Below are 20,599 nucleotides of genomic sequence, written 5' to 3'. Positions count from 1 at the left end.
ACTACATCGAGATGTTCTACAACCCGATTCGCCGGCATGGTTCCGCTGGCGGCATGTCACCGGTAGAGTTCGAAAAGCGCTACGCGCAGAGCGGCGACTGAGTGTCTATGGAACTCTGGTCGGTCCAGGGAAACCAAAGTTTCTCCATTGGAGCTGGGACCGCGTCCGGTGGTACTTGCGTGGTGATAGGCGCGTCAGGTTCTTTCGGCGGTAACGCCAAGTGTTCTGGTGCCGACGCCGTTGCGGTCGGCAATGGCGCGACCGCCAGTGGCGGTTCTTCTTCGGCCTGGGGCACCGCGTCGACGGCCTCGGGAACGTACGCAATCGCCATGGGAGACGCCAGCAAAGCGCAAGGAGATCGGTCTCTTGCGTACGGCCGCAGCGCGACGACCACGAGTGGAGCGGCGGATGCTGTCGCGATCGGATCGTCTTCAAGCGCCGCAGCCTCCAGCGCGGTAGCGTTGGGCACCTCGGCCAATGCCTCTGCCCAGTTCGATGTCGCGATTGGCAATTCGGCGGGTTCGACAGTGGGCGGTACCGCGAGCGGCGGTCGCATCGCCATCGGCAGGAGCGCTGGCCAGAGCGTGTACGGCACCAACAACATCGCGATCGGCGTCAACGCCGGCCAGAACGTGGGGTCGTCCACCACGGCGGTGAACAGGACGATCGCGATCGGCGACGCCGCCCAGGCCACGGCTGAGAATGGCATCGCCATCGGCGGCTACTACGGCGCACGTGGCGCGTTGACCTCCGGCGCTTCAGCGACCGCCATCGGCGCGGCTTCCAATGGCAACGTCGGCGCGACGGCATCCGGCGCCAGTTCGGTCGCCCTGGGCGGTGCCGATGCCGTGGCCGAAGGCGGGGCGACGACACCGGCCGCCGTGACCGGAGCCGCTGCTTCGGCTGTGAGGGCTACCGCGATTGGCGCGGGGTCCTCGGCAGCAGGCACTTCCTCGATCGCCATGGGCGACTCGGCCCAGACCGGCGCCAACACCAACACCATTGCAATCGGCACCTCAGCCAAGACCGGGTCGGCCGGTGCGCTTGCGCTTGGCTTCACCGCCAATGGCCAGGGAGTGCAGGACGTTGCCATCGGCTACAACGCTTCGACCAACGGCAACGCTGCACAAGGTGCCGGGGCGGCAACGGCCTTGGGGCAGAACAGCGTCGCTGGCGTGTCGGGTGCGACTGCGCTTGGAGCCAACTCAGTCGCCAACGGCCAGCATTCGACTGCGGTGAACGCGAATGCAGGTGGCGCGTACGCCAGCGCGATCGGCGGAGCGACAGCTTCCGGCTACTTCTCAGCCGCAGTCGGTCAGGGTGCTCAGGCGACCGGCTCGTACGCCTCGTCGATAGGTCCAAATTCAAAGGCAACGGCGTCTGGCGCGAACGCGCTGGGTAGCAGTGCTCAAGCGACGGCGTCTGGCGCGAATGCAGTGGGTAGCAACGCTTCGGCGACCGGTAATTTCAGTTCGGCCTTCGGTGATAGCGCCATAGCCGGTGGCTCCTCCAACAATGCCAATACCACCGCGGTCGGCAACGGATCCTGGGCGGGTAACGGGGGCGCGAACCAGACGGGCGCCACCGCCTTGGGCAGCGTGGCCCATGCCAATGGCCAGAATGCGACCGCGATTGGCTACAGTTCTGTGGCCAGCGCGACAGGCGCGACGGCGCTGGGTGCGACCGGCTCTGGCGGCCAGGTTGGCGCGACGGCCTCCGGCGCGAGTTCGCTGGCGCTCGGCGCAGCAGACGCGACCGCCGAAGGCGGCGCCACAACGCCGGTCGCCGTGAATGGCGCCGCGGCATCCGGCGTGCGGGCCATCGCGATTGGTTCGGGGGCGTCGGCCCCGGGCGCGTCTTCGATCGCCATGGGCGACAGTGCCACGGCGGGCACTTCGGCAAACGCGAACGCGGTCGCCCTCGGTACGGGTGCGAGCGCGACGGGCGCCAAGTCGATCGCGATCGGCTTCGGCAACACCGTGTCGGGCGCGAACTCGGGCGCCTTTGGCGATCCCACCACCATCTCCGGCTCGGGCAGCTATTCGCTCGGCAACAACAACACCATTCCGACAAACAATACGTTCGTGGTCGGCAGCAACGTGAACACCACCGGCGCCGGCGACGGCAACGTGGTTCTGGGCAACAATTCCACGATCGCCGCGCCCTCCGGCACGGCCTACGCCACCGGGGCGGCCGCGCCTGCCTCGCAGGTGTCGATCGGCACCTCCGGTGCCGCTCGCCGCATCACCAACGTGTCGCCGGGATCTGCGGCGACCGACGCGGTCAACGTCAGCCAGCTGAACCAGATCGCCACCAACACTGCCAATACGACTGGGGGCAGCTACACCTCGGCTGGCGTCTACACCGCGCCGACGATCTCGGTGGGCGGAAGCACGCGCGCCAATCTGGCGGCAGCGGTGAACGCCGAGGACGGCATCGTCCAGAACCAGGGCAACACCACGGCCGCGGCGCTGGGCGGTGGCTCGACCTATACCGTCAGCACCGGCGCGGTCAGCGCGCCGTCCTATTCGGTGGCCAACATCGGCACGACCGGTGCGGTCGGCGCGCCCACCACGGTCACCACCGTCGGGGGGGCGGTGACCAATCTGAGCACCGACGTCACCAATATCGCCAACAACCTCAACAACGGCACGGTCGGGCCCGTGCAGCGCACCGGCACGACCAATCAGCTGGCGCTGATCGCGCCGGGCGGGTCCGGGTCGGCGCCAGGCACGGCGCAGAACCTCACCAACGTGGCGCCCGGAACGCTGTCGGCCAGCTCCACCGATGCGGTGAACGGCTCGCAGCTCTACGCCACTAACCAGGTCATCAACAACATCAACAACGGCGCGGGCATCAAGTACTTCCACGCCAACTCGACGAAAACGGATTCGTCGGCGACGGGCACCGACGCGATCGCGGTCGGACCGCTTGCCAACGCGACCGCGCAGGGGGCCATCGCCATCGGCTTGAGTTCGCAAGCCACGGCCGCCAATGGAACGGCGCTCGGCGCCGCCGGATCGGGCGGCCAAACTGCTGCGACGGCCTCCGGCGCGAGTTCGCTCGCGCTCGGCGCAGCGGACGCCGTCGCCCAAGGCGGCGCGGCGACGACGGCCGCTGTGAGCGGTGCGGCCGCGTCCGGTATCCGCGCGATCGCCATCGGCGCGGGGGCGACCGCGCCCGGCGCGTCCTCCATCGCGATCGGCGACGGGTCGAAGACCCTCTCCGGCTCCGGCAACAACAACGCAATCGCCATGGGCACGACCAGCGTCGCGAATGGCGGGGGCGACGTCTCGATCGGCGTGAACTCACAGGCGAATGGCTCCCTCTTCCAGGGTGCCGGCTCGGCCGTTGCGGTCGGCAACGGCGCCATCGGTTCCGCCTCCGGTGCCACCAGCGTCGGCAACCAGGCCACGGCAAGCAGCCAGGCCTCGACGGCCTTCGGTTCGACAGCCAAGGCGACGTCGAGCTATGCCACGTCGGTGGGCTGGCGGAGCGCTGCCACCGGCACGGGGTCCAGCGCCATGGGCAATGGCGCGGCGGCTAGCGGCGGCAGCTCGGTCGGCATTGGCGACTCGGCCAGCGCCAGCGGCAGCAACTCGACGGCCCTGGGCTTCAGCTCCGCCGCCAGCAATAGCGGCACAGTAGCCCTAGGCGACCGTTCCGCCGCCAGCGCGGTCGGGGCTGCGGCCCTGGGCAGGCAGGCCGCGGCCTCCGGTGCCGCCGCCGTCGCTCTCGGTTCGTCAGACACCACCGCGGAAGGCGGCGCGGTCACCCCGGCCGCCACTGCCGGTGCCGCGGCGTCCGGTGTCCGGGCCATCGCGATCGGCTCAGGGTCATCTACACCGGGCGTTTCGTCGATCTCCATGGGGGACGGGGCCAAGGCTGGCACGTCAGCCAATGGCAACGCAATTGCGATCGGAACTGGGGGGAGCGCCACAGGCGCGAAGTCGATCGCGATCGGCTTCGGTAACACCGTGTCGGGCGCGAACTCGGGTGCCTTCGGCGATCCCACTACCATCTCCGGCTCGGGCAGCTATTCGGTCGGCAACAACAACACCATCCCGACCAACAACACGTTCGTGGTCGGCAGCGGCGTCGATACGACCGGCTCGGGCGACGGCAACGTCGTGCTCGGCAATGCCTCGACCATCGCGGCGCCCTCAGGCACGGCTTACGCGACGGGTACCGCCGCGCCCGCCTCGCAGGTCTCGGTCGGTTCGGCGAGCGCGGCGCGCCGCATCACCAACGTGTCGGCCGGTTCGGCCGCGACCGACGCGGTCAACGTCAGCCAACTGAACCAGATCGCCACCAACACCGCCAATACCACCGGGGGCAGCTACACCTCGGCCGGCGTCTACACCGCGCCGACGATCTCGGTCGGTGGGAGCACGCGCGCCAATCTGGCTGCGGCGGTGAACGCCGAGGACGGCATCGTCCAGAACCAGGGCAACACCACGGCCGCGGCGCTGGGAGGCGGCTCGACGTACACACCGAGCACCGGTGCGGTCAGCGCGCCGTCCTACACGGTGGCCAACATCGGCACGACCGGCGCGGTCGGCACGCCCACCACGGTCACCAACGTCGGCGCGGCGGTCACCAACCTCAGCACCGACGTCACCAACATCGCCAACAACCTCAACAACGGCACCGTCGGGCCCGTGCAGCGCACCGGCACGACCAATCAGCTTGCGCTGATCGCGCCGGGCGGGTCCGGGTCGGCGCCAGGCACGGCACAGAACCTCACCAACGTGGCGCCCGGCACGCTGTCGGCCAGCTCCACCGATGCGGTGAACGGCTCGCAGCTCTATGCGCTGGGCAGTTCGACGGCTTCGACCCTGGGCGGCAACGCGACATACAACCCGACGACCGGCCAGGTGACGACGAGCAACATTGGCGGCACGGGCCAGAACAACGTCAACGACGCGATCTCCACGGTGGCGGCGACGGCGGGCAAGGGCTGGAACGTGACGACGGCAAACACGGGGACTGGAACGGTCTCCGGCACCTCGGTCGCCAACGTGGCGCCGGGTGCGACCCAGACGGTGACGGCGGGCGACAACATCGCCATCACGCAGAACGGGACCGACTACACGATCGCCACCAACCCGGACCTGGTCTCCACCAGCATCACCACCGGCAATGCGAAGCTCGACACCAACGGCCTGACCATCACCGGTGGCCCGAGCGTGCTGGCCTCGGGCATCGATGCCGGCAGCCAGAAGGTCACCAATGTCGCCGATGGCACTGTCGCGGCCGGGTCCACGGACGCGGTCAACGGTGGTCAGCTGGCTGCGGTGACATCCGGTGTGACCTCGCAGGGTCTGAACTTCACCGGCAACGACGCATCGGCCGGCACTGTGCACCGTGATCTGGGGCAGACGCTGGCGATCAGCGGAGGCGCGTCGACCGCGGGCACCTACTCAGGCGACAACCTCAAGACCGTGACCGACCCGACCAACGGCGCGATCACCCTGCAGATGGCCGATGCGCCGAAGTTCGGTAACGTCACGGTCAACGAAGGCGGCAGCGGCAAGATCACCGGCGTGACGGCGGCGACTCTGTCCGCGAGCTCGACGGAGGCGGTCAACGGTTCTCAGCTGTTCGCGACCAACAGCTACATCAACAACGCCCTGGGGGGCGGCGCGGATGTGACCACCGGGACGGCCCCGACGTACACGGTTGGTGGCAATACCTACAACACCGTGGGCGACGCCTTCACCGCGGTGAACAACGGCAGCGTCGGCGTCGTGCAGCGCACGACAACCGCCGATGTCGCGACGATGACCGCGGCGGGCGGTACGGCGGCCAATCCAGGCAACGCGCAACGGTTGACCAATCTGGCCGACGGCATCAACGCCAACGACGCGGTGAATCTGAGCCAGCTGACCAATGCCACCGGCGGGGTGACCAGCGCCGGCCTGAACTTCGCCGGCGACAGCGGCGCCGCCACGCACCGCGACCTTGGCCAGACCTTGAACGTCAAGGGCGGCGCCACCGGCACGCTGACCGACAACAACATCGGCGTGGTGTCCGACGGCACCGACACGCTGACCGTCAAGCTGGCAGAAAACGTAGATCTGGGCGCCAACGGCAGCCTGACCACCGGCAATACGACGATCAACAACAACGGCCTGACCATTGCCGGTGGTCCGAGCGTGACCAGCGGCGGCATCAACGCCGGCGGCAGCGCCATCACCAACGTCGGCGCGGGCGTCAGCGGCACCGACGCGGCGAACATGAACCAGCTCAACGCGGTCAGCGACACCGCGAGCAAGGGCTGGAACCTGCAGGCCAATGGCGACAGCGCCACCCAGGTCAAGCCGGGCGATACGGTGCAGCTCAAGGACGGGCAGAACATCAGGATTACCCGCAGCGGCACGGACGTGACCGTGGCCACGGCGGACGATCTGGTGTCCAACAGCATCACCACGGGAAACAGCAGGCTGGATGGCAGCGGAGTGACCCTGTCCGGCGGCCCAGGCGGGGCAGTGATTTTGAGCAATTCCGGCCTGGACAATGGCGGCAACAGGCTCGTCAACGTGGCAGCCGGCATCGCGGCCACCGATGCGGTGAATCTCAGTCAGCTCAATTCCGCCATCGCAGGCGCTACGACGCACTACTACAGCGTCGCGGACGGTGGCAATCAGGGAGGCAACTACGCGGGCGATGGCGCGACGGCTAGCAACGCGCTGGCCGCAGGCGTGGGCACGACCGCCTCGGCGGCGGGCGCGACCGCCGTGGGTTCCGGCAGCAGCGCTTCAGCCAGCGGGGCGACGGCGATCGGTCGCGATGCGAGCGCGAGCGCGCAGGGCAGTGTGGCGCTGGGCGCTGGTGCCAGCGATGGCGGGCGTGGTGCGGAGAGCTACACCGGCAAGTACTCCGGGGCGAGCAATGCGAGTGTGGGGACGGTCTCGGTGGGCAATGCCGCCACGGGCGCGACCCGCACCATCAGCAACGTCGCCGACGGCAGCCAGGCGACCGATGCGGTCAATCTGCGTCAGCTCGACGGCGCGGTGCAGACCGCCAATGCCTACACCGACAGCCAGGTGCAGCAGGTCAACCAGCAGCTCGCGCAGAACAACGCCGACATCAAGAACGTCCAGGCGGGTCGGGACGGCTTCTTCCAGGTCAACAACACCGACGCCGGGGCCAAGCCTTCCGTCACGGGGACCAACGCGGCCGCCGGCGGCAGCGGTGCCGTGGCCTCCGGTGCGAACAGCCTGGCGGTCGGTACCCAGGCGCAGGCGACGGCGGACAACGCGGTCGCCCTCGGCAGCGGCTCGGTGGCCGATCGCGCCAACACGGTGTCGGTGGGGCAGGCGGGCAGCGAGCGGACGATCACCAATGTGGCGGCGGGTACCGCCAGCACCGATGCGGTCAACGTCAGCCAGCTGCAGGCCTCCCAGCAGGGCAGCGTGCACTACGCCAGCAATGCCGACGGATCGGTCAACTACGGCCAGGTCGCGCTGGGCAATGGTCAAGTTCCGACCACCGTCTCCAACGTGGCGGCGGGCGTCAACGGCACCGATGCGGTCAACGTCAACCAGCTCAACCAGGGCTTCGGCAATGCCATCCGCTATACCGACGCGGTGGCGGGCCAGGTGCAGCGCGATGCGAACGGCGGCATCGCCGCGGCGGTGGCGACGGCCAATCTGCCCCAGTCCTACATCCCGGGGCGGGGCATGACATCGGTGGGCCTGGGCTCCTATCAGGGGCAGTCCGCGATCGCGGTGGGCGTCTCGGCGATCACCGACAACGGCCGCTGGGTCCTCAAGTTCAGTGGTACGGCCGACACGCGCGGCCAGACCGGCGTCGGTGCGGGGGTGGGCTATCAGTGGTGACGACGCACAAGCGGGCCGCTGCGCACACGCCTGCCCGCATCGCAAGGCCCACGGCGGCGCGAAGCCTCGCGCCGCGATTTCTCAACGTTCCTGCTCCGAGGACGACAGCATGAAGACCTTCCACACACCAGGCGTTCGCGTACTGCGGCTGCTGACGGTGTTGCTCTCCACGGCGGCCTTGATGGGCTGCGGCACGCTCAGCAAGGGCATCGAACAGGACGGATCGAGTGCGCAGACCCTGGTCTGGCCCGCGCCGCAGGACGCCAACTCCCTGGCCAAGGACGGGACCTACCCGACCCCCGAGAGCCTGGGCCTGCTGCATCCCGGACTGGACAAGGCGCAGGTCCTGCAGTTGCTGGGGCCGCCACATTTTCATGAGGGCTTCGGACCGCGCGAATGGGACTACCTGGTCCATCTGCGCCAGCCGGGCGCGTCCGATTTCACGACCTGCCAGCTCAAGCTGCTGTTCGGCAAGGACGGCAAGGTGGGCAGCCTGCACTGGAAGCCGGCCGGCTGCCTGCCGGCGACGCAAGCCGTCGCCGCGCCAGCGCCTCCGCCGCCCGCCAAGCCCTACGCCAGGACGTTGCAGCTCGACGTGCTCTTTCCCTTCGACCTCTGGGAGATGAAAGATCTGCAGCCGGAAGGCAAGCGGCAGCTCGACACGTTCGCCGCCGAGCTGCGAGCGCCGGAACTGATGGCAAAGCGCATCACGCTTCGCGCCTACGCCGATCGCCTGGGCGGCGCGGCGTACAACCTGCGGCTTTCGGAACGACGCGCGGCCACCATCGCGCGCTATCTGACCCAGCAGGGCGGCGTCGACCCGAGTCGCCTGCACTCCGTCGGCATGGGGGCGAGCGATCCGGTCAGCCAAGGCTGCAGCAACGCGATGCCCCGCGTGGCACTGATCGCGTGCCTGGCGCCAGACAGGCGCGTGACGCTGACGGCGGCAGACGTGCCCTGAGGCGCTGGATGAGAGGGTTCCAGCTTCCATCTTCTGCCATTCAACGCGTGAGAGAACTTCGATGAAAACTTCGACTTCGATGGTGTGCGTCTCGGTGCTGGCGTTCGCGATGGCCGCCTTCGCCGACCCCGCATTCGCACAAACCTCAGTGTCCGCCCCCAAGGCGGCGAGCGCGTCGCCACAGGCGCCGGTGCAGCCGCTGCCCGCCGTCCAGCGTTTTGGCGCCTGGAGCATCGGCTGTCGGAACGAGCAGGGCCAGCGCTACTGCACGCTCGCGCAGGAGCTGCGGCGCACCACCGACAACCAGCGCCTGCTGTTGATGGAGGTCAAGCCCGATGGCATGCGCCATGCGAGCGCCGGGCTGACCTTGCCGTTCGGCCTGGATGTGCATGCGGGGGTGAGTCTGCAGATCGATGACGGCCCGGTGGGCAACGCGCCCTACCAGACCTGCCTGCAGCAGGGCTGCACGGTGCCATTGAATCTGGACGACAGCGCCTTGCAGGCATTGCGTCGCGCCAAGATGCTGAAGGTCGTGGCGCCCATCGCGTCGGGCGGGGCGGCGACCTTCCAGCTGTCGCTGCAGGGGTTCGACGCCGCTTACGCGCAGATGGTGACGATGGCTTCGGCAGCGGCTGCGCAGAAGACAGCGCGCTGAGGCCGGCGTGTGAACCTCACAGCCCAAGGTCCACGCCTGGCGGATGCGCTCCGAATCCAGCCGCCTTGCGCCCGGGCGTCGCCTCGTCTCCCACCGTCAAGGAGCATCCGCGCGATAGCCCACCGTGGGCAGGAAGTCGTGGACCTGCTGGAACCAGACGTCGGGCTGCTCTAGCCAGGCGAAGTGCCCGGCGTTGGGAATCAGGATCAGCTTGGAATGGGCCAGGCCACGGTGCAGGCTCAGCGTCTGCTGCCACGGCACTTCGACATCGTCCGCGCCGGCCACCACCAGGGCCGGCACCTGGATGCGCGACAGCGCCGGCGCCAGGTCGGTGCGCACGCCGGCGACGAAGCGTTGGAAGGCCACCAGGGAGAAGCGCACCTGTTCGAAGGCGTCCTTGCCGTTGACCGCCTTGGACATGTCGTACATCTCGATCGGCACCGTCGCCAGGATCTGCGCCTTGAACTCGGCATCCGTGGTGGGCGGCGGATCGCCCTTGAATGCCTTCAGCGCCGCCTCGAAGCCGGGCCGGCCCCGCCGGGACTCAACCTGCTGCATGACCTGACGCTCCACCTAGGCCTGGCGCGTCGCGTCCGCCGCGTTGTTGGTGATCGCCGCCGCCAGCAGCAGCAAGCCGCGCACGTGCTGCGGATGGCGCAGGCTGTACTCGAGGATCTGCGTGCCGCCCATGGAGTGGCCGATGAACCAGGGCTGGTCCAGTTGCAGATGGCGGCGCAGATTGTCCAGGTCGTCCACGAAGTCCTCCATCGTGACGGCCTCGGCCGCCGGGACCTGCGAGCGGCCGGTGGCGCGGGTGTCCAGATAGACGATGGTGAAGTCGCGTTCCAGCGGCTGCAGCGAGAGGAACAGATACTCCGCGCTGGGCCCCACCCGGGCGTGGGCAGCAGCGCCACCGGTCCGTGGCCGGACACCTTGTACCAGAGCCGCACGCCGTTGGAGACGAAGCTGTGCTCGCCTGGGGCAAGCGTGTCGGGCACAGCGGCCGCGGCGGGGCGGGCGTTCAACACCAGGAAGAAACCTAGGCTCAGCAAGATCAGCAGGCGTTTCATCGTTGCGCTCCCGGTCTAGGGCAGGGTTGCGTGCGGTCGGTCCGCGGTCGCCAGAAGGCTAGCGCGCCGCCGGCTTCGCCAGCTTCGAAATCTTGCTAAGTTGGGCGCGTTCCCGCCGGCCTGGAAGCGTCCCATGCATGCCGCCAACCCCGAACTGCGCAAGGTGCCACCCTGGCTGAGCCACACGGTGTCGGCGCGGGCGTCGTGGTCGTGGTGCGCGATGGAACAGTCCTGCTTCGGCCCCGTGCAGCTGGATGCGCCGGCGCTGCCGTTCCACCATCTCACGCTCCCCCTGGACCGTGGCGCGCTGCGCACGGGCATGTGCGTGGACGGCCACCGCCACGTCGCGCGCATGGGGCAGGACGAGATCGGGATCATCGCCGCCGGCGACGGTGGACGCTTCTGGTGGGACCGGCCCGTGGACTCGGCCTGCCTGTACTTCACCGACGCCGCGCTGGGCGAGATAGTGGGGCATGAAGTCACCGACCGGTCGCACGGTCTGCGTTCCACCTTGCAACGGCGCGCGCCGGCCATCGCCGGGCTGCTGCGCGTGCTGCGCACCGATGCCGCCACCGGCCAGCCGCATGGCGCGCTGGTCGGCGATGCGGTGTTCGTGGCGCTGATCCCGCAGCTGATGCCCATGGCGCGCGTGCCGCCCGGGCCTCGTGCAGCGGACTGGCGCGTGGGGCGCGCGTTGGCTTACATCCATGCCCATCTGAGTGAGCCGCTGGATCTCGCCTCGATCGCGCGCGCGGCGGCCAGCAGCCCATTCCACCTGGCGCGCGCGTTCCGGGCGCGCATGGGCTGCACGCTCTGGCGGTACGTGCTGCGCGAACGCGCGCGCAGTGCGTGCTGGCGTCTGCGCGACGAACGTCTGAGTCTGGCCGCGGTGGCGCAGGCGGCTGGCTTCGTCAGCTATGCGGGTTTCATCGCGGCAATGCGGCATGAGTTCGGCCAGTCACCCCAGCAGTTGCGCCAAGCCCTGTCGGCGGGCAAGCATCCGACGAAGAACGCGCCTGATTAGCCTTGAGCTTGTGCAGCGTCGTCAACAGCTGTTGCGCGGGCTTGCCGCTGTTTCCGACAGTGCAGCGTTCTGCGCTTGCGCAATTGATCCAACAACCAGGGCGAAGCACCGATCAAACGCAGTGAAGACCAGCGTGACCTGGGTCCCAGGACATCACCGCGAATCATTGCAGGTGGGTCAGGCCCTGACTTTCTACACGCCAACAACACGGCCAGCGTGCCTAAGGTTGTGGAAAGAGTGTGAAGGCTTGGGCCGTGCGGATGCTAGACCGGGCGGCGCGGGAACCAAAGCATCCAAGCGTTTGCAGGTCAATAGAGCGGCACGTGGTGACCGCGCGTGGGAACACGCGCCAAGACGAATGCATAGTGGGACATCGCGCTTGCTTGGCTTGCATAGAATGCGCGCGGCCTCGGGATGTTTCGAGGGCCGGTTCAAAGGGGGACAGGGATGGACGAAGCGCGATCGAAACGGCATTCCAAGCCAGATCAGGCGGGAGCACCGCCGTTGGACCTGGCCGCGTTGGCCGGCCTGCTCAAGGTCTGCGATCTGGACGTGGTGCTGCTGGACCGGCAAGGCGCGTGCCCGGGCGTGGCGACCTCCCTCGATGAGGACGCGCTGATCTATTCGATCACGAACGCATTCACTTTCAGGGGGCGCTTCACGCTGCCGCCGGACTGGTGCCTGTTCGGCTATGTCCACCACACCGATCCGAGCGCCAGTTGGTGTCATGGCGTCAGCATGGACACCGGGATGGTCGTCACCGTGCTTCCAGGGGCGAGCAGCGAGTTCGTCCTCAGCGCCGGCTCCAGGCTGACGCTGGTCCTGATCCCGCTGAGCGCCTTGAAACAGCGCCTCTCCGAACTCGGGCTGGGGGCTTCGTTGCCGACGATCGGACAGTATGTGCGGCTGTTCCGGCCCTCGGGCGACGCGACCGCGCGCAGGCTGGAGCAGCTGGCCACACGGCTGGCCCAATGGTCGCGCGAATCGGGTCCGCAGGAGACCAGCGATCGCCTGGAAGGCGCCAGCGCCTACGTGCGCGCCCACTTGATGGCCAAGTTCTCCGCGACGCCGGACGACCGCCCGCGGTGCTCGCGCGGCCGGCTCATGCATTACCGGATCCTGCGTCGTGCGGAGGATTTCATGCGCCTGCACATGCACAGAAATGTTTATATGCAAGAAATCTGTAACACAGTTGGCGTCAGCGAGAGAACGCTGCGCTACGCCTTCGACGAACTGCTGGGAATATCCCCAAACCGTTATCTGTCCATGCTGCGGCTGTGCACCGCAAATCGCAGCCTGTCGGCCAGCGACGCCAGCCGTCACTCGGTCAAGTCGATCGCCTTGAACTGCGGTCTCTGGGACCTTTCCAAATTCGCCGGGAAATATCGGCGGATCTTCGGCGAGTTGCCCAGCGATACGCTGCTGCGTAGTCCTCCGGTCGGGATCTGGCGCATGTGAGGAAAGGGGCGTCTAGTCATTTTCCCCATTTTTCCACTGAAAAAGCCGGCAAATCGAGGAGCTTCGCGGCCGGGTTAGGTCGCGAGGCTTGACGCGATCGGGTCTCGTCCAACGGACGTTTGGGTGAGTTGACGCCCTTTGAGAAGGGTGAGCGCGCGGCTGCGGATTGCATTGCGTCACGCAGCGCTGCGATGAATCTCGGCCGGGAGTTGAGCGGCACGTATTCAGTCGCGTAGATCTCCTGTTAATCGTCTGGTTTTTGCCGAAATCGAATATTCGATGCCCGGTATTTCCCATAGTCGTTCCGGAATGGCGCACCAGCCTGCGGCTGGGTCGGTCTCTAATCCCCGCAACCGCGATGTAACAAAAAAGTTACAGCGGACCGACAGGACAGGGGGTGGCGAATGAATCGCGTCTATCGTTTGGTATGGAATTCCGCGCTCGGCGCACCGGTGGTGGTCTCGGAACTGGCTCGGTCGAGACGGAGCACGTCTCGGAGCGCCAACACGCGCGGTGGCGTCGCGACAAGTCGCCTGGCCGGCGCCTGCGTGGCGGCGCTGCTGCTCTTGCCCTGTGCCGGTGTCCAGGCCCAGCAGGTCGATCCCAGACTGGACGAGCTGCGCGCCCTGGCGGACAAGTACACCCTGGTCGAAGACGCCGAGACCTCGGAGCCCGCGCCGGCCCCGTCGACGGTGTCCTCCGTTCCGATGACGGCGCCGGATGACCCAGGCCAACGCCCCGACTCGATCGCAGGCAAGCGCCGCATCGTGGTCGAACGCGCACCCAAGCCGGACGCGGCGTCCCCGTCCGATTCGACCACAGCCGGCGCCAAGGTCGCCGCGTCCGATGAGTCCATCAAGCCGACCGGCAGCGCGCGCCTGCAGGCATCCCCCTCGGCGCTGGTGTCGACCCAGGCCGCCGGCGCATCCAATCTGGTCGGGACATCGAGCGTCGCTGCGCGCGGTTCGGCCGCGACCACGCTGACGGCCGCATCGCCTGCATCGTCCGCTTCGCCGACCAGCGGCGCGAGCCTGCGCGCGTCCACCTCGGCGCTCGTTTCCGCCCAGGCCACCAGCGCGCCCAACCTGACCGGCGCGCCGACCGGCACCGTAGTAGGCAATGGCGGTCTGGTCGGCGGGGTCGTGCAACTGCTCGATCCGACCCTGTCCAGCGCGCTCGGCGGCGATGGCTGGGTCATCAACGGCAGCACGGCGCTCAACGCCGACAACGTCCAGAAGGCCTATACCAGCGTCAACGTCCTGGGTCTGCCCGTGGTCTCGCTCAGTCCCGTGGGCGCGCTGCTGGGCTCCTTGGGCGGTGCGACGACGGGCGGCAACTCGCACCTGACCCTGATCGGCGGTGTGGTCTCCAACAGCTATCTGACCAACGTCAACAGCGGCAATCCAGGTGGCCTGTTGGGTCTGTTGCTGCCTGACGGCTCGCCGGCCTACGCCACCAATTGCGTCAACGTGCTCGGCGTGATCACCGCCGAATGCTGGGCGGTCAACGCCGCCCAGGACTACCAGACCCTGGTCGGCCAGGGCGCGACCGCGAACGGGTCCAAGGAAGTGGTGATCGGCTCCAACGCCAGCCACACCCTGCCGAGCGTGGATGCGAGGACGCTGTACGCCCAGGGCTTCGTCGACGCCAACTACGACGCCAGGCTCGGCCACTCGGTGGTGGTCGGCGACAGCGCCTCGGGCTCGGCCAACGGGCAGACCATCCTGGGTGCCAATGCCACCTCCGACCAGGCCAACAGCGTGGCCCTGGGCTACCGCTCCAATGCCAGCCGTGGCGCGGCCAGCGGCTACACCGCTTACGGGATGACGACGGCGCAGACCTCGGCCGGCGAAGTAGCGATCGGCGCTGCCGGCAGCGAACGCCAGCTCACCCACGTCGCGGCCGGCAATGAGGACACCGACGCGGTCAACGTCGCGCAGCTGCGCGGTGCGGTGTCCCAGATCCAGGCGGTCGGCGATACCGCGGTGATGTACGACGTGGATGCCGGCGGCGTCGTGCTCGACCACGTCACCCTGGGCGCGACCGGCTCGGGCGCGGCGGTCGGCATCTCCAACGTGGCCGCCGGCGTGGCGCAGAACGATGCGGTGAACGTTGGCCAGCTGGCGCCGGCCGTGGCCGCGCTGGGCGGCGGTGCGGCGATCGATTCGACCACTGGTGCGGTCACCGGACCGGTGTATTCGCTGGACGATGGCACCGGGACCAGGACGCGCGCCAACTACACCAATGTCGGCACCGCGCTGGAGAACCTGGACGGCCGCACGACGAGCAACACCACCAACATCACCAACCTGCTCGAAGGCACGGCCGGCCTGGTGCGTCAGGACCCGACCTCGCTCACGGTGACCGTGGCCGGGCAGACCGGCGGCACGGGCGTGAACTTCCGTAACGCCTCCGGCCAGGCGCGCACGCTCGGCGGTGTCGCGGCGGCCCAGCAGGACGACGAGGCGGTCAACCTGGCCCAGCTGCGCTCGGTGAGCGGAGACGTGGACAACCTCGGCGCGCGGATGGTGCAGTACGACGTGGATGCCGGCGGCGCGGTGCTGAATCACGTCACGCTGGGCGCGGTCGGCTCCAGTGCGCCGGCCGGTATCTCCAACCTGGCCGCCGGCGTGGCGCAGAACGATGCGGTGAACGTGGGCCAGCTGGCGCCGGCAGTCGCCGCGCTGGGCGGCGGGGCAGGGATCGATGCGACCACCAGCGCGGTCACAGGACCGGTGTACTCGTTGGACGACGGCACCAATACCGGCACGCGGGCCAACTACACCAACGTCGGCACCGCGTTGGAAAACCTGGACGGGCGCACGACGAGCAACACCACCAACATCAACAATCTGCTCGAAGGCGCCGCAGGCCTGGTGCGGCAGGATCCGAACTCGCTGACGGTGACCGTGGCCGGGCAGACCGGCGGCACGGGCGTGAGTTTCCGCAATGCCTCCCGCCAGGCGCGCACGCTCAGCGGCGTGGCGGCGGGCCAGCAGGACGAAGATGCGGTCAACATGGCCCAGCTGCGCTCGGTGAGCGGGGAGATGGACAACCTCAACGCGCGGGCGGTGCAGTACGACGTGGATGCCAATGGCGCGGTGCAGGATCACGTCACCCTGGGCGCGAGCGGATCAGGCGCCCCGGTCGGCCTCTCCAACCTGGCCGCAGGCGCGGTGAACGCGGCCAGCAGCGATGCGGTCAACGGCGCCCAGCTGTTCGCCACCCACGGCGCCATCTCGCAGTTCTTCGGCGGAAGCACCCAGTACGACAGCAGCACCGGCACCTGGACCGGGCCGACCTTCAACATCACCCAGGTCGACGGGACGGGCGGCACGGCCGGCAGCAGCTTCACCAACGTCACCGATGCCTTCGGCGCGGTCAGCAACTCGCTGATCAACCTCAACAACCGGATCGGCCAGCTGCAGTCGGCCACCTACAGCTCGAAGTACCTGGCCGTGCAGTCCACCCGCGCCGCCGCCACGGCCACCGGCACCGATGGCGTCGCGGTCGGTCCGGAGGCCGCGGCCTCGGGCACCGGCAGCGTGGCGGTCGGCGCCGGGGCCAGTGCCAACCAGGACAACAGCGTGGCGCTGGGCGCCGGTTCGACCACCTCGGTCGGCGCGCAGAGCGGCTACGACGGCGCCTATGTCCAGGCCGGCAGCAGCAGCTCGGCCGGCGAGGTGTCGGTGGGCAGCTCCGGCGGCGAGCGCAAGGTCACCCATGTGGCCGACGGCTCGGACCGCTACGACGCGGTCAATGTCGGCCAGCTACAGGGCGGGGTGAACTACGCCATCGACCGGGCCAACGCCTATACCGATCAGCAGCTGCAGAACATCCAGGTGGAGTCGGGTGGCATGTTCCGCGCCAACGATACCGCCGGGCTGGGCCAGCCCTCCGCCAGCGGCGACAACGCCACCGCCGGCGGCGCCGGTGCGGTGGCCTCGGGCAGCGGCAGCACCGCGATCGGCAGCGGCGCGCAGGCCACCGCCGACCGGTCGGTGGCCCTGGGCGCGGGCTCGGTCGCCGACCGCGTCGGCACGGTCTCGGTCGGCAGCAGCGGTGCGCAGCGGCAGATCACCAACGTGGCCGCCGGCACCGCCGACGGCGATGCGGTCAATCTGGCGCAGTTCAACCGCGGCCTGACCGGGGTGCAGGACTGGTCGCGCAACTATGTCGACCAGCGCTACCAGGAGACCCGGCGCGATCTGCAACGCGTGGACAACCGCGCCATGGCCGGCGTGGCCTCGGCGATGGCGGTCGCCGGCCTGCCGCAGCCCTACGAGGCGGGCCGCAGCATGGCCTCGATGGCGGTCAGCGGTTACGACGGCGAGGCCGGCGTGGCCCTGGGCGTCTCGGCGATCTCCGAGGGCGGGCGCTGGATCTATCGACTCAGCGGGACGACCAACACGCGCGGCGATGCGGGCGTGACGGTCGGCGCAGGCATCCAGTGGTGAGCGGCGTGGACCGGTCGCGGGGGCAGGGGACCATGGACAGGACAACGGGCCGCGTCAGGCCATGGGTCGGGTGGCTGGCATTCCTCGCGTTGGCGCTTTCCGGCTGCGCCGGCACTTCGCCGCCCCGCGACGCGGGGCCGGCGAGCGCCGAGGAACCCGCCTTCCCCGATCCCGCCCGCGCCCGCCCGCGCGGCGGCACCTTCGTGAACGTCGACAACCTGCGCCACTACGCGCTGGGCCTGAGCAAGGAGCAGCTCTACGCGCTGCTCGGTCCGCCGCACTTCAGCGAGGGCATGTGGGGCGTGCGTGAGTGGAACTACCTGTTCAACTTCCGTTCGGCCCGCGGCCAGGAACCGTTCCAGTGCCAGTTCATGGTGATCTTCGACCGCGAAGGCATCGCGCAGCAGGCGCACTGGAAGCCGCAGAGCTGCAGCGCCGTGCTCGATCCGCCGGCCGCGCCCAGGCCCAGGCCGGAAGCGGCGGCTGCCCTGCCGGCGCAGCCGCTGCGGCTGTCCGCCGACGCGCTGTTCGGCTTCGACAGGGCCACGGTCACTGCAGGGGGGAGGGCGCGGATCGAGCGCCTGTTGCAGCAGGTGCGCGAGGCCAGCCAGGTGCAGGACATCCTGGTTGTCGGCTATGCCGATCGTCTCGGCGATGCCGCCCACAACCTGAAGCTCTCCCAGCGCAGGGCCGAGGCGGTGCGGCAGGTGCTGATCGAAGGCGGCGTGGCGCCCGCGGCCATCCGCGCCGAAGGACGCGGCAGCACGCAGCCGCTCGCCGACTGCGCCAAGGTCAAGGCGCGCGCCGCGCTGATCGCCTGCCTGGCGCCGGACCGGCGCGTGGAAATCAGCGCCAGCGCGGACAGGCGCGGCTAGTCCGCGCGCCTGCCGCCCTGGCTGAAGCGCCGCTTCAGGCCTTGAGCCAGTCCCACGCGGCGCTGACCATCGCCTTGCGGGCGAACACGAAGTCCCACAGGCTGCCGCCGAGCTGCCGCCACAGCACGGCCGCACGGACGGCGGCCAGCAGGATGGCGCGGATCTCGGATACCACGCCCGGCTGGGCCAGGTAATGCGGATTGCCCTGGACCATGACCCGCGGGCGCAGGTGGCTGATGGTGTCGGCGTAGAGCGTGCCCAGCGCCATCAGCACGTCTGGATGGGTGCTGCCGCGCTCGCCGGCCTGCGGGGCGATCTCCTCGAGGCCGCCGCTGACCGCGGCCACGGTCTCGGATTCGCGCACGAAGCGGCGCTCGACCTGCATCACCGCCAGCGCCAGGCGCGGCAGCGACTCGTCCTTGTTCTCGCCGCTGAAGTAGTCGCGCACCAGGCGCAGGCCGGGTCCGAGATTGGCGGCGCGCTCGTAGACCGCTTCGGTCGACGCGGCGTCCATGCGGAACACGCTGTCCAGCACCACGCCGGTCGCGCCGTTGTCCGAATGACCGGTCTCGGCGATGCGGCGCACCTGGGCCAGCGACTGGGCCAAGGCGGCCAGGGCCAGCACGCGTTCGGGCAGGGGCGCGCTCATGCGGCGCGCTCCCGCAGACGCAGTTCCAGCGGCGCGTCGGTGCGGTCGATCACCGCGCCGCCCAGGCAATCGTCGCCGTCGTAAAGCACCACCGACTGGCCGGGCGTCACGGCCCGCTGCGGGTGGGCGAATTGGATATCCAGCGTTCCATCCTCCAATACATGGACCGTGCAGGCCTGCGCGGCCTGACGGTAACGGGTCTGTGCGAGGCAGTCGAAGCGCGCGGCGGGCGGACTGCCGGCCACCCAGTGCATCGCCTTGCTGCGCAGTCGCGTGGACTGCAGATACGGGCTGGCGCTGTCCTGGTCGACATACAGCACGTTGCTGGCCACGTCCTTGCCGACGACGTACCAGGGTGCCGCCGCGCGGCCGCGAACGCCGCCGATGTTCAGGCCTTCGCGCTGGCCAAGGGTAAAGAAGAACACGCCCGGATGCTGACCGATGACGACACCGTCAGGGTCGCGCATCTCGCCGGTCCTGGCCGGCAGGTACTGGCCCAGGAACTGGCGGAAATCGCGCTCGCCGATGAAGCAGATACCGGTGGAGTCCTTCTTGTCGTGCACCGGCAGGCCGGCCTGGCGCGCCAGGCCGCGCAGGTCCGGCTTGTGCAGATGGCCGACCGGGAACAGGGTGGCCGACAGCTGCTCCTGCCCGAGCTGGTGCAGGAAGTAGCTCTGGTCCTTCGCCGTGTCCACGCCGCGCAGCAGGTGCCAGCGGCGGCCGCGCTGCTCGACGCGCGCATAGTGGCCGGTGGCGATCTTCTCGGCGCCCAGCGCGCGCGCCGCGTCGATGAAATGCTTGAACTTGACCTCGCGGTTGCACAGCACGTCCGGGTTGGGCGTGCGCCCGGCGGCGTACTCGGCCAGGAAGTGCGCGAACACCCCGTCCCAGTATTCCCTGGAGAAGTCGCGGAAATGGAAGGGGATGCCCAGCCGCCCGCACACCGCCACCGCGTCGCGGCGATCCTCCTCGGCCCGGCAGCCACCCGCGCTGTCCTGCGCCTGGCCCGCGTCGTCGTCGGCCCAGTTCTGCATGAACAAGCCGGCCACCGGCTCGCCGGCCTGGACCAGCTGCAGCGCGGCGACCGACGAATCCACGCCGCCGGACACGCCCACCACCACGCGCGGGGTCGCGCTCACGCCAGCCGGCTCACGGCCGACAGCGGGAAGCGGCGACCGGCCAGATAGTCGGCGGCTACCTTCCACACCAGCGGGCTGCGGTGGCGGGGGGCGGCCTGGCGCAGTTCGTCGGGGGTCATCCACAGCGCGCGCACGATGCCCTCGTCCAGGGCGCGCTCGGCGTGGTGGGTCAGCGCCTCGCCGGCGAAGGCCAGGCGCAGGTACTGGCGGCCGGTCTCGGCCTTCCACTGGTAGGCGCCGACGAAGTGGGTCAGGCGCACGGTCCAGGCGCTTTCCTCCAGGGTCTCGCGCACGGCGGCGTCGAACAGGTGCTCGTCTGGCTCCAAGTGGCCGGCGGGCTGGTTGAGCACCAGCCGCCCCTCGGCGTACTCCTCGACCATCAGCAGGCGACCCTCGCGCACCACCACGGTGGCCACGGTGGTGTCCGGCTGCCAGATACGGTCTTCGGCGACGCTCACGGGGGAGAG

The 20,599-nt window shown here is 69.1% G+C and carries 10 protein-coding genes and 3 pseudogenes; 9 read left to right on the top strand and 4 right to left on the bottom strand.

The features are described from left to right. Positions 1–107: 107 nt before the first annotated feature. From EAT51_RS20940 to EAT51_RS18710, 4 genes and pseudogenes are all read left to right on the top strand, one after another. Positions 108–371: pseudogene (locus EAT51_RS20940) on the top strand (YadA-like family protein); the annotation flags it as partial. Positions 372–461: 90 nt separating this feature from the next. Further along, positions 462–7,844, top strand: a complete 7,383-nt coding sequence (locus EAT51_RS18720) for a hypothetical protein (RefSeq protein ID WP_228257998.1) — start codon at positions 462–464, stop codon at positions 7,842–7,844. Positions 7,845–7,953: 109 nt separating this feature from the next. Continuing rightward, on the top strand, positions 7,954–8,805 hold the full coding sequence (locus tag EAT51_RS18715) for an OmpA family protein (protein ID WP_130518602.1): 852 nt from the start codon (positions 7,954–7,956) through the stop codon (positions 8,803–8,805). Between the two features lie 109 nt (positions 8,806–8,914). Beyond that, entirely contained in the window at positions 8,915–9,460 is a 546-nt protein-coding gene (locus tag EAT51_RS18710) for an invasion associated locus B family protein (protein ID WP_165421936.1), read from the top strand. Between the two features lie 96 nt (positions 9,461–9,556). Here EAT51_RS18710 and EAT51_RS20695 read toward each other — a convergent pair. Continuing rightward, positions 9,557–10,351, bottom strand: a pseudogene (locus EAT51_RS20695) (alpha/beta fold hydrolase). A 312-nt stretch (positions 10,352–10,663) separates the two neighbouring features. Between EAT51_RS20695 and EAT51_RS18695 the strand changes: the two are divergent. From EAT51_RS18695 to EAT51_RS18680, 5 genes and pseudogenes are all read left to right on the top strand, one after another. Further along, positions 10,664–11,554: an AraC family transcriptional regulator gene (locus tag EAT51_RS18695; RefSeq protein WP_130518594.1), complete on the top strand. Its 891-nt coding sequence runs from the start codon at positions 10,664–10,666 to the stop codon at positions 11,552–11,554. 504 nt (positions 11,555–12,058) lie between these two features. Then, positions 12,059–13,012 (top strand): helix-turn-helix domain-containing protein, encoded by a 954-nt coding sequence (locus tag EAT51_RS18690; RefSeq protein ID WP_228257997.1) that lies wholly within the window; start codon positions 12,059–12,061, stop codon positions 13,010–13,012. Between the two features lie 404 nt (positions 13,013–13,416). Then, positions 13,417–13,545, top strand: a pseudogene (locus tag EAT51_RS20935) (ESPR-type extended signal peptide-containing protein); the annotation flags it as partial. A gap of 15 nt (positions 13,546–13,560) precedes the next feature. Then, positions 13,561–17,469 (top strand): YadA-like family protein, encoded by a 3,909-nt coding sequence (locus EAT51_RS18685; protein WP_425478214.1) that lies wholly within the window; start codon positions 13,561–13,563, stop codon positions 17,467–17,469. Positions 17,470–17,672: 203 nt separating this feature from the next. Continuing rightward, a complete protein-coding gene (locus EAT51_RS18680) occupies positions 17,673–18,344 on the top strand; it encodes an OmpA family protein (RefSeq protein WP_235872362.1) in 672 nt (223 codons plus the stop codon). 34 nt (positions 18,345–18,378) lie between these two features. Here the strand turns inward: EAT51_RS18680 and hflD are convergent, their stop codons facing one another. Genes hflD through EAT51_RS18665 form a run of 3 tightly spaced genes read right to left on the bottom strand, consistent with a single transcriptional unit; the run spans position 18,379 to position 20,590 of the window. Beyond that, positions 18,379–18,993 (bottom strand): high frequency lysogenization protein HflD, encoded by a 615-nt coding sequence (gene hflD / locus EAT51_RS18675; RefSeq protein ID WP_130518586.1) that lies wholly within the window; start codon positions 18,991–18,993, stop codon positions 18,379–18,381. Then, on the bottom strand, positions 18,990–20,132 hold the full coding sequence (gene mnmA, locus EAT51_RS18670) for a tRNA 2-thiouridine(34) synthase MnmA (RefSeq protein WP_130518584.1): 1,143 nt from the start codon (positions 20,130–20,132) through the stop codon (positions 18,990–18,992). Before mnmA ends, hflD begins: the two co-directional genes overlap by 4 nt. Continuing rightward, on the bottom strand, positions 20,129–20,590 hold the full coding sequence (locus tag EAT51_RS18665) for an NUDIX hydrolase (protein WP_130518582.1): 462 nt from the start codon (positions 20,588–20,590) through the stop codon (positions 20,129–20,131). Before EAT51_RS18665 ends, mnmA begins: the two co-directional genes overlap by 4 nt. Positions 20,591–20,599 lie beyond the last annotated feature (9 nt).

Source organism: Pseudoxanthomonas winnipegensis (assembly GCF_004283755.1).
Lineage (GTDB): Bacteria > Pseudomonadota > Gammaproteobacteria > Xanthomonadales > Xanthomonadaceae > Pseudoxanthomonas_A > Pseudoxanthomonas_A winnipegensis.
Note: the sequence above shows the minus strand (reverse complement) of the source record. Positions and strands in the feature narration are given on the sequence as shown.

What these genes read in the sequence shown, in the direction of transcription:
- hflD (WP_130518586.1), bottom strand. Translation starts at nt 18,993, where the DNA reads ATGAGCGCGCCCCTGCCCGAACGCGTGCTGGCCCTGGCCGCCTTGGCC.
- EAT51_RS18695 (WP_130518594.1), top strand. Translation starts at nt 10,664, where the DNA reads ATGCATGCCGCCAACCCCGAACTGCGCAAGGTGCCACCCTGGCTGAGC.
- EAT51_RS18715 (WP_130518602.1), top strand. Translation starts at nt 7,954, where the DNA reads ATGAAGACCTTCCACACACCAGGCGTTCGCGTACTGCGGCTGCTGACG.
- EAT51_RS18710 (WP_165421936.1), top strand. Translation starts at nt 8,915, where the DNA reads ATGGCCGCCTTCGCCGACCCCGCATTCGCACAAACCTCAGTGTCCGCC.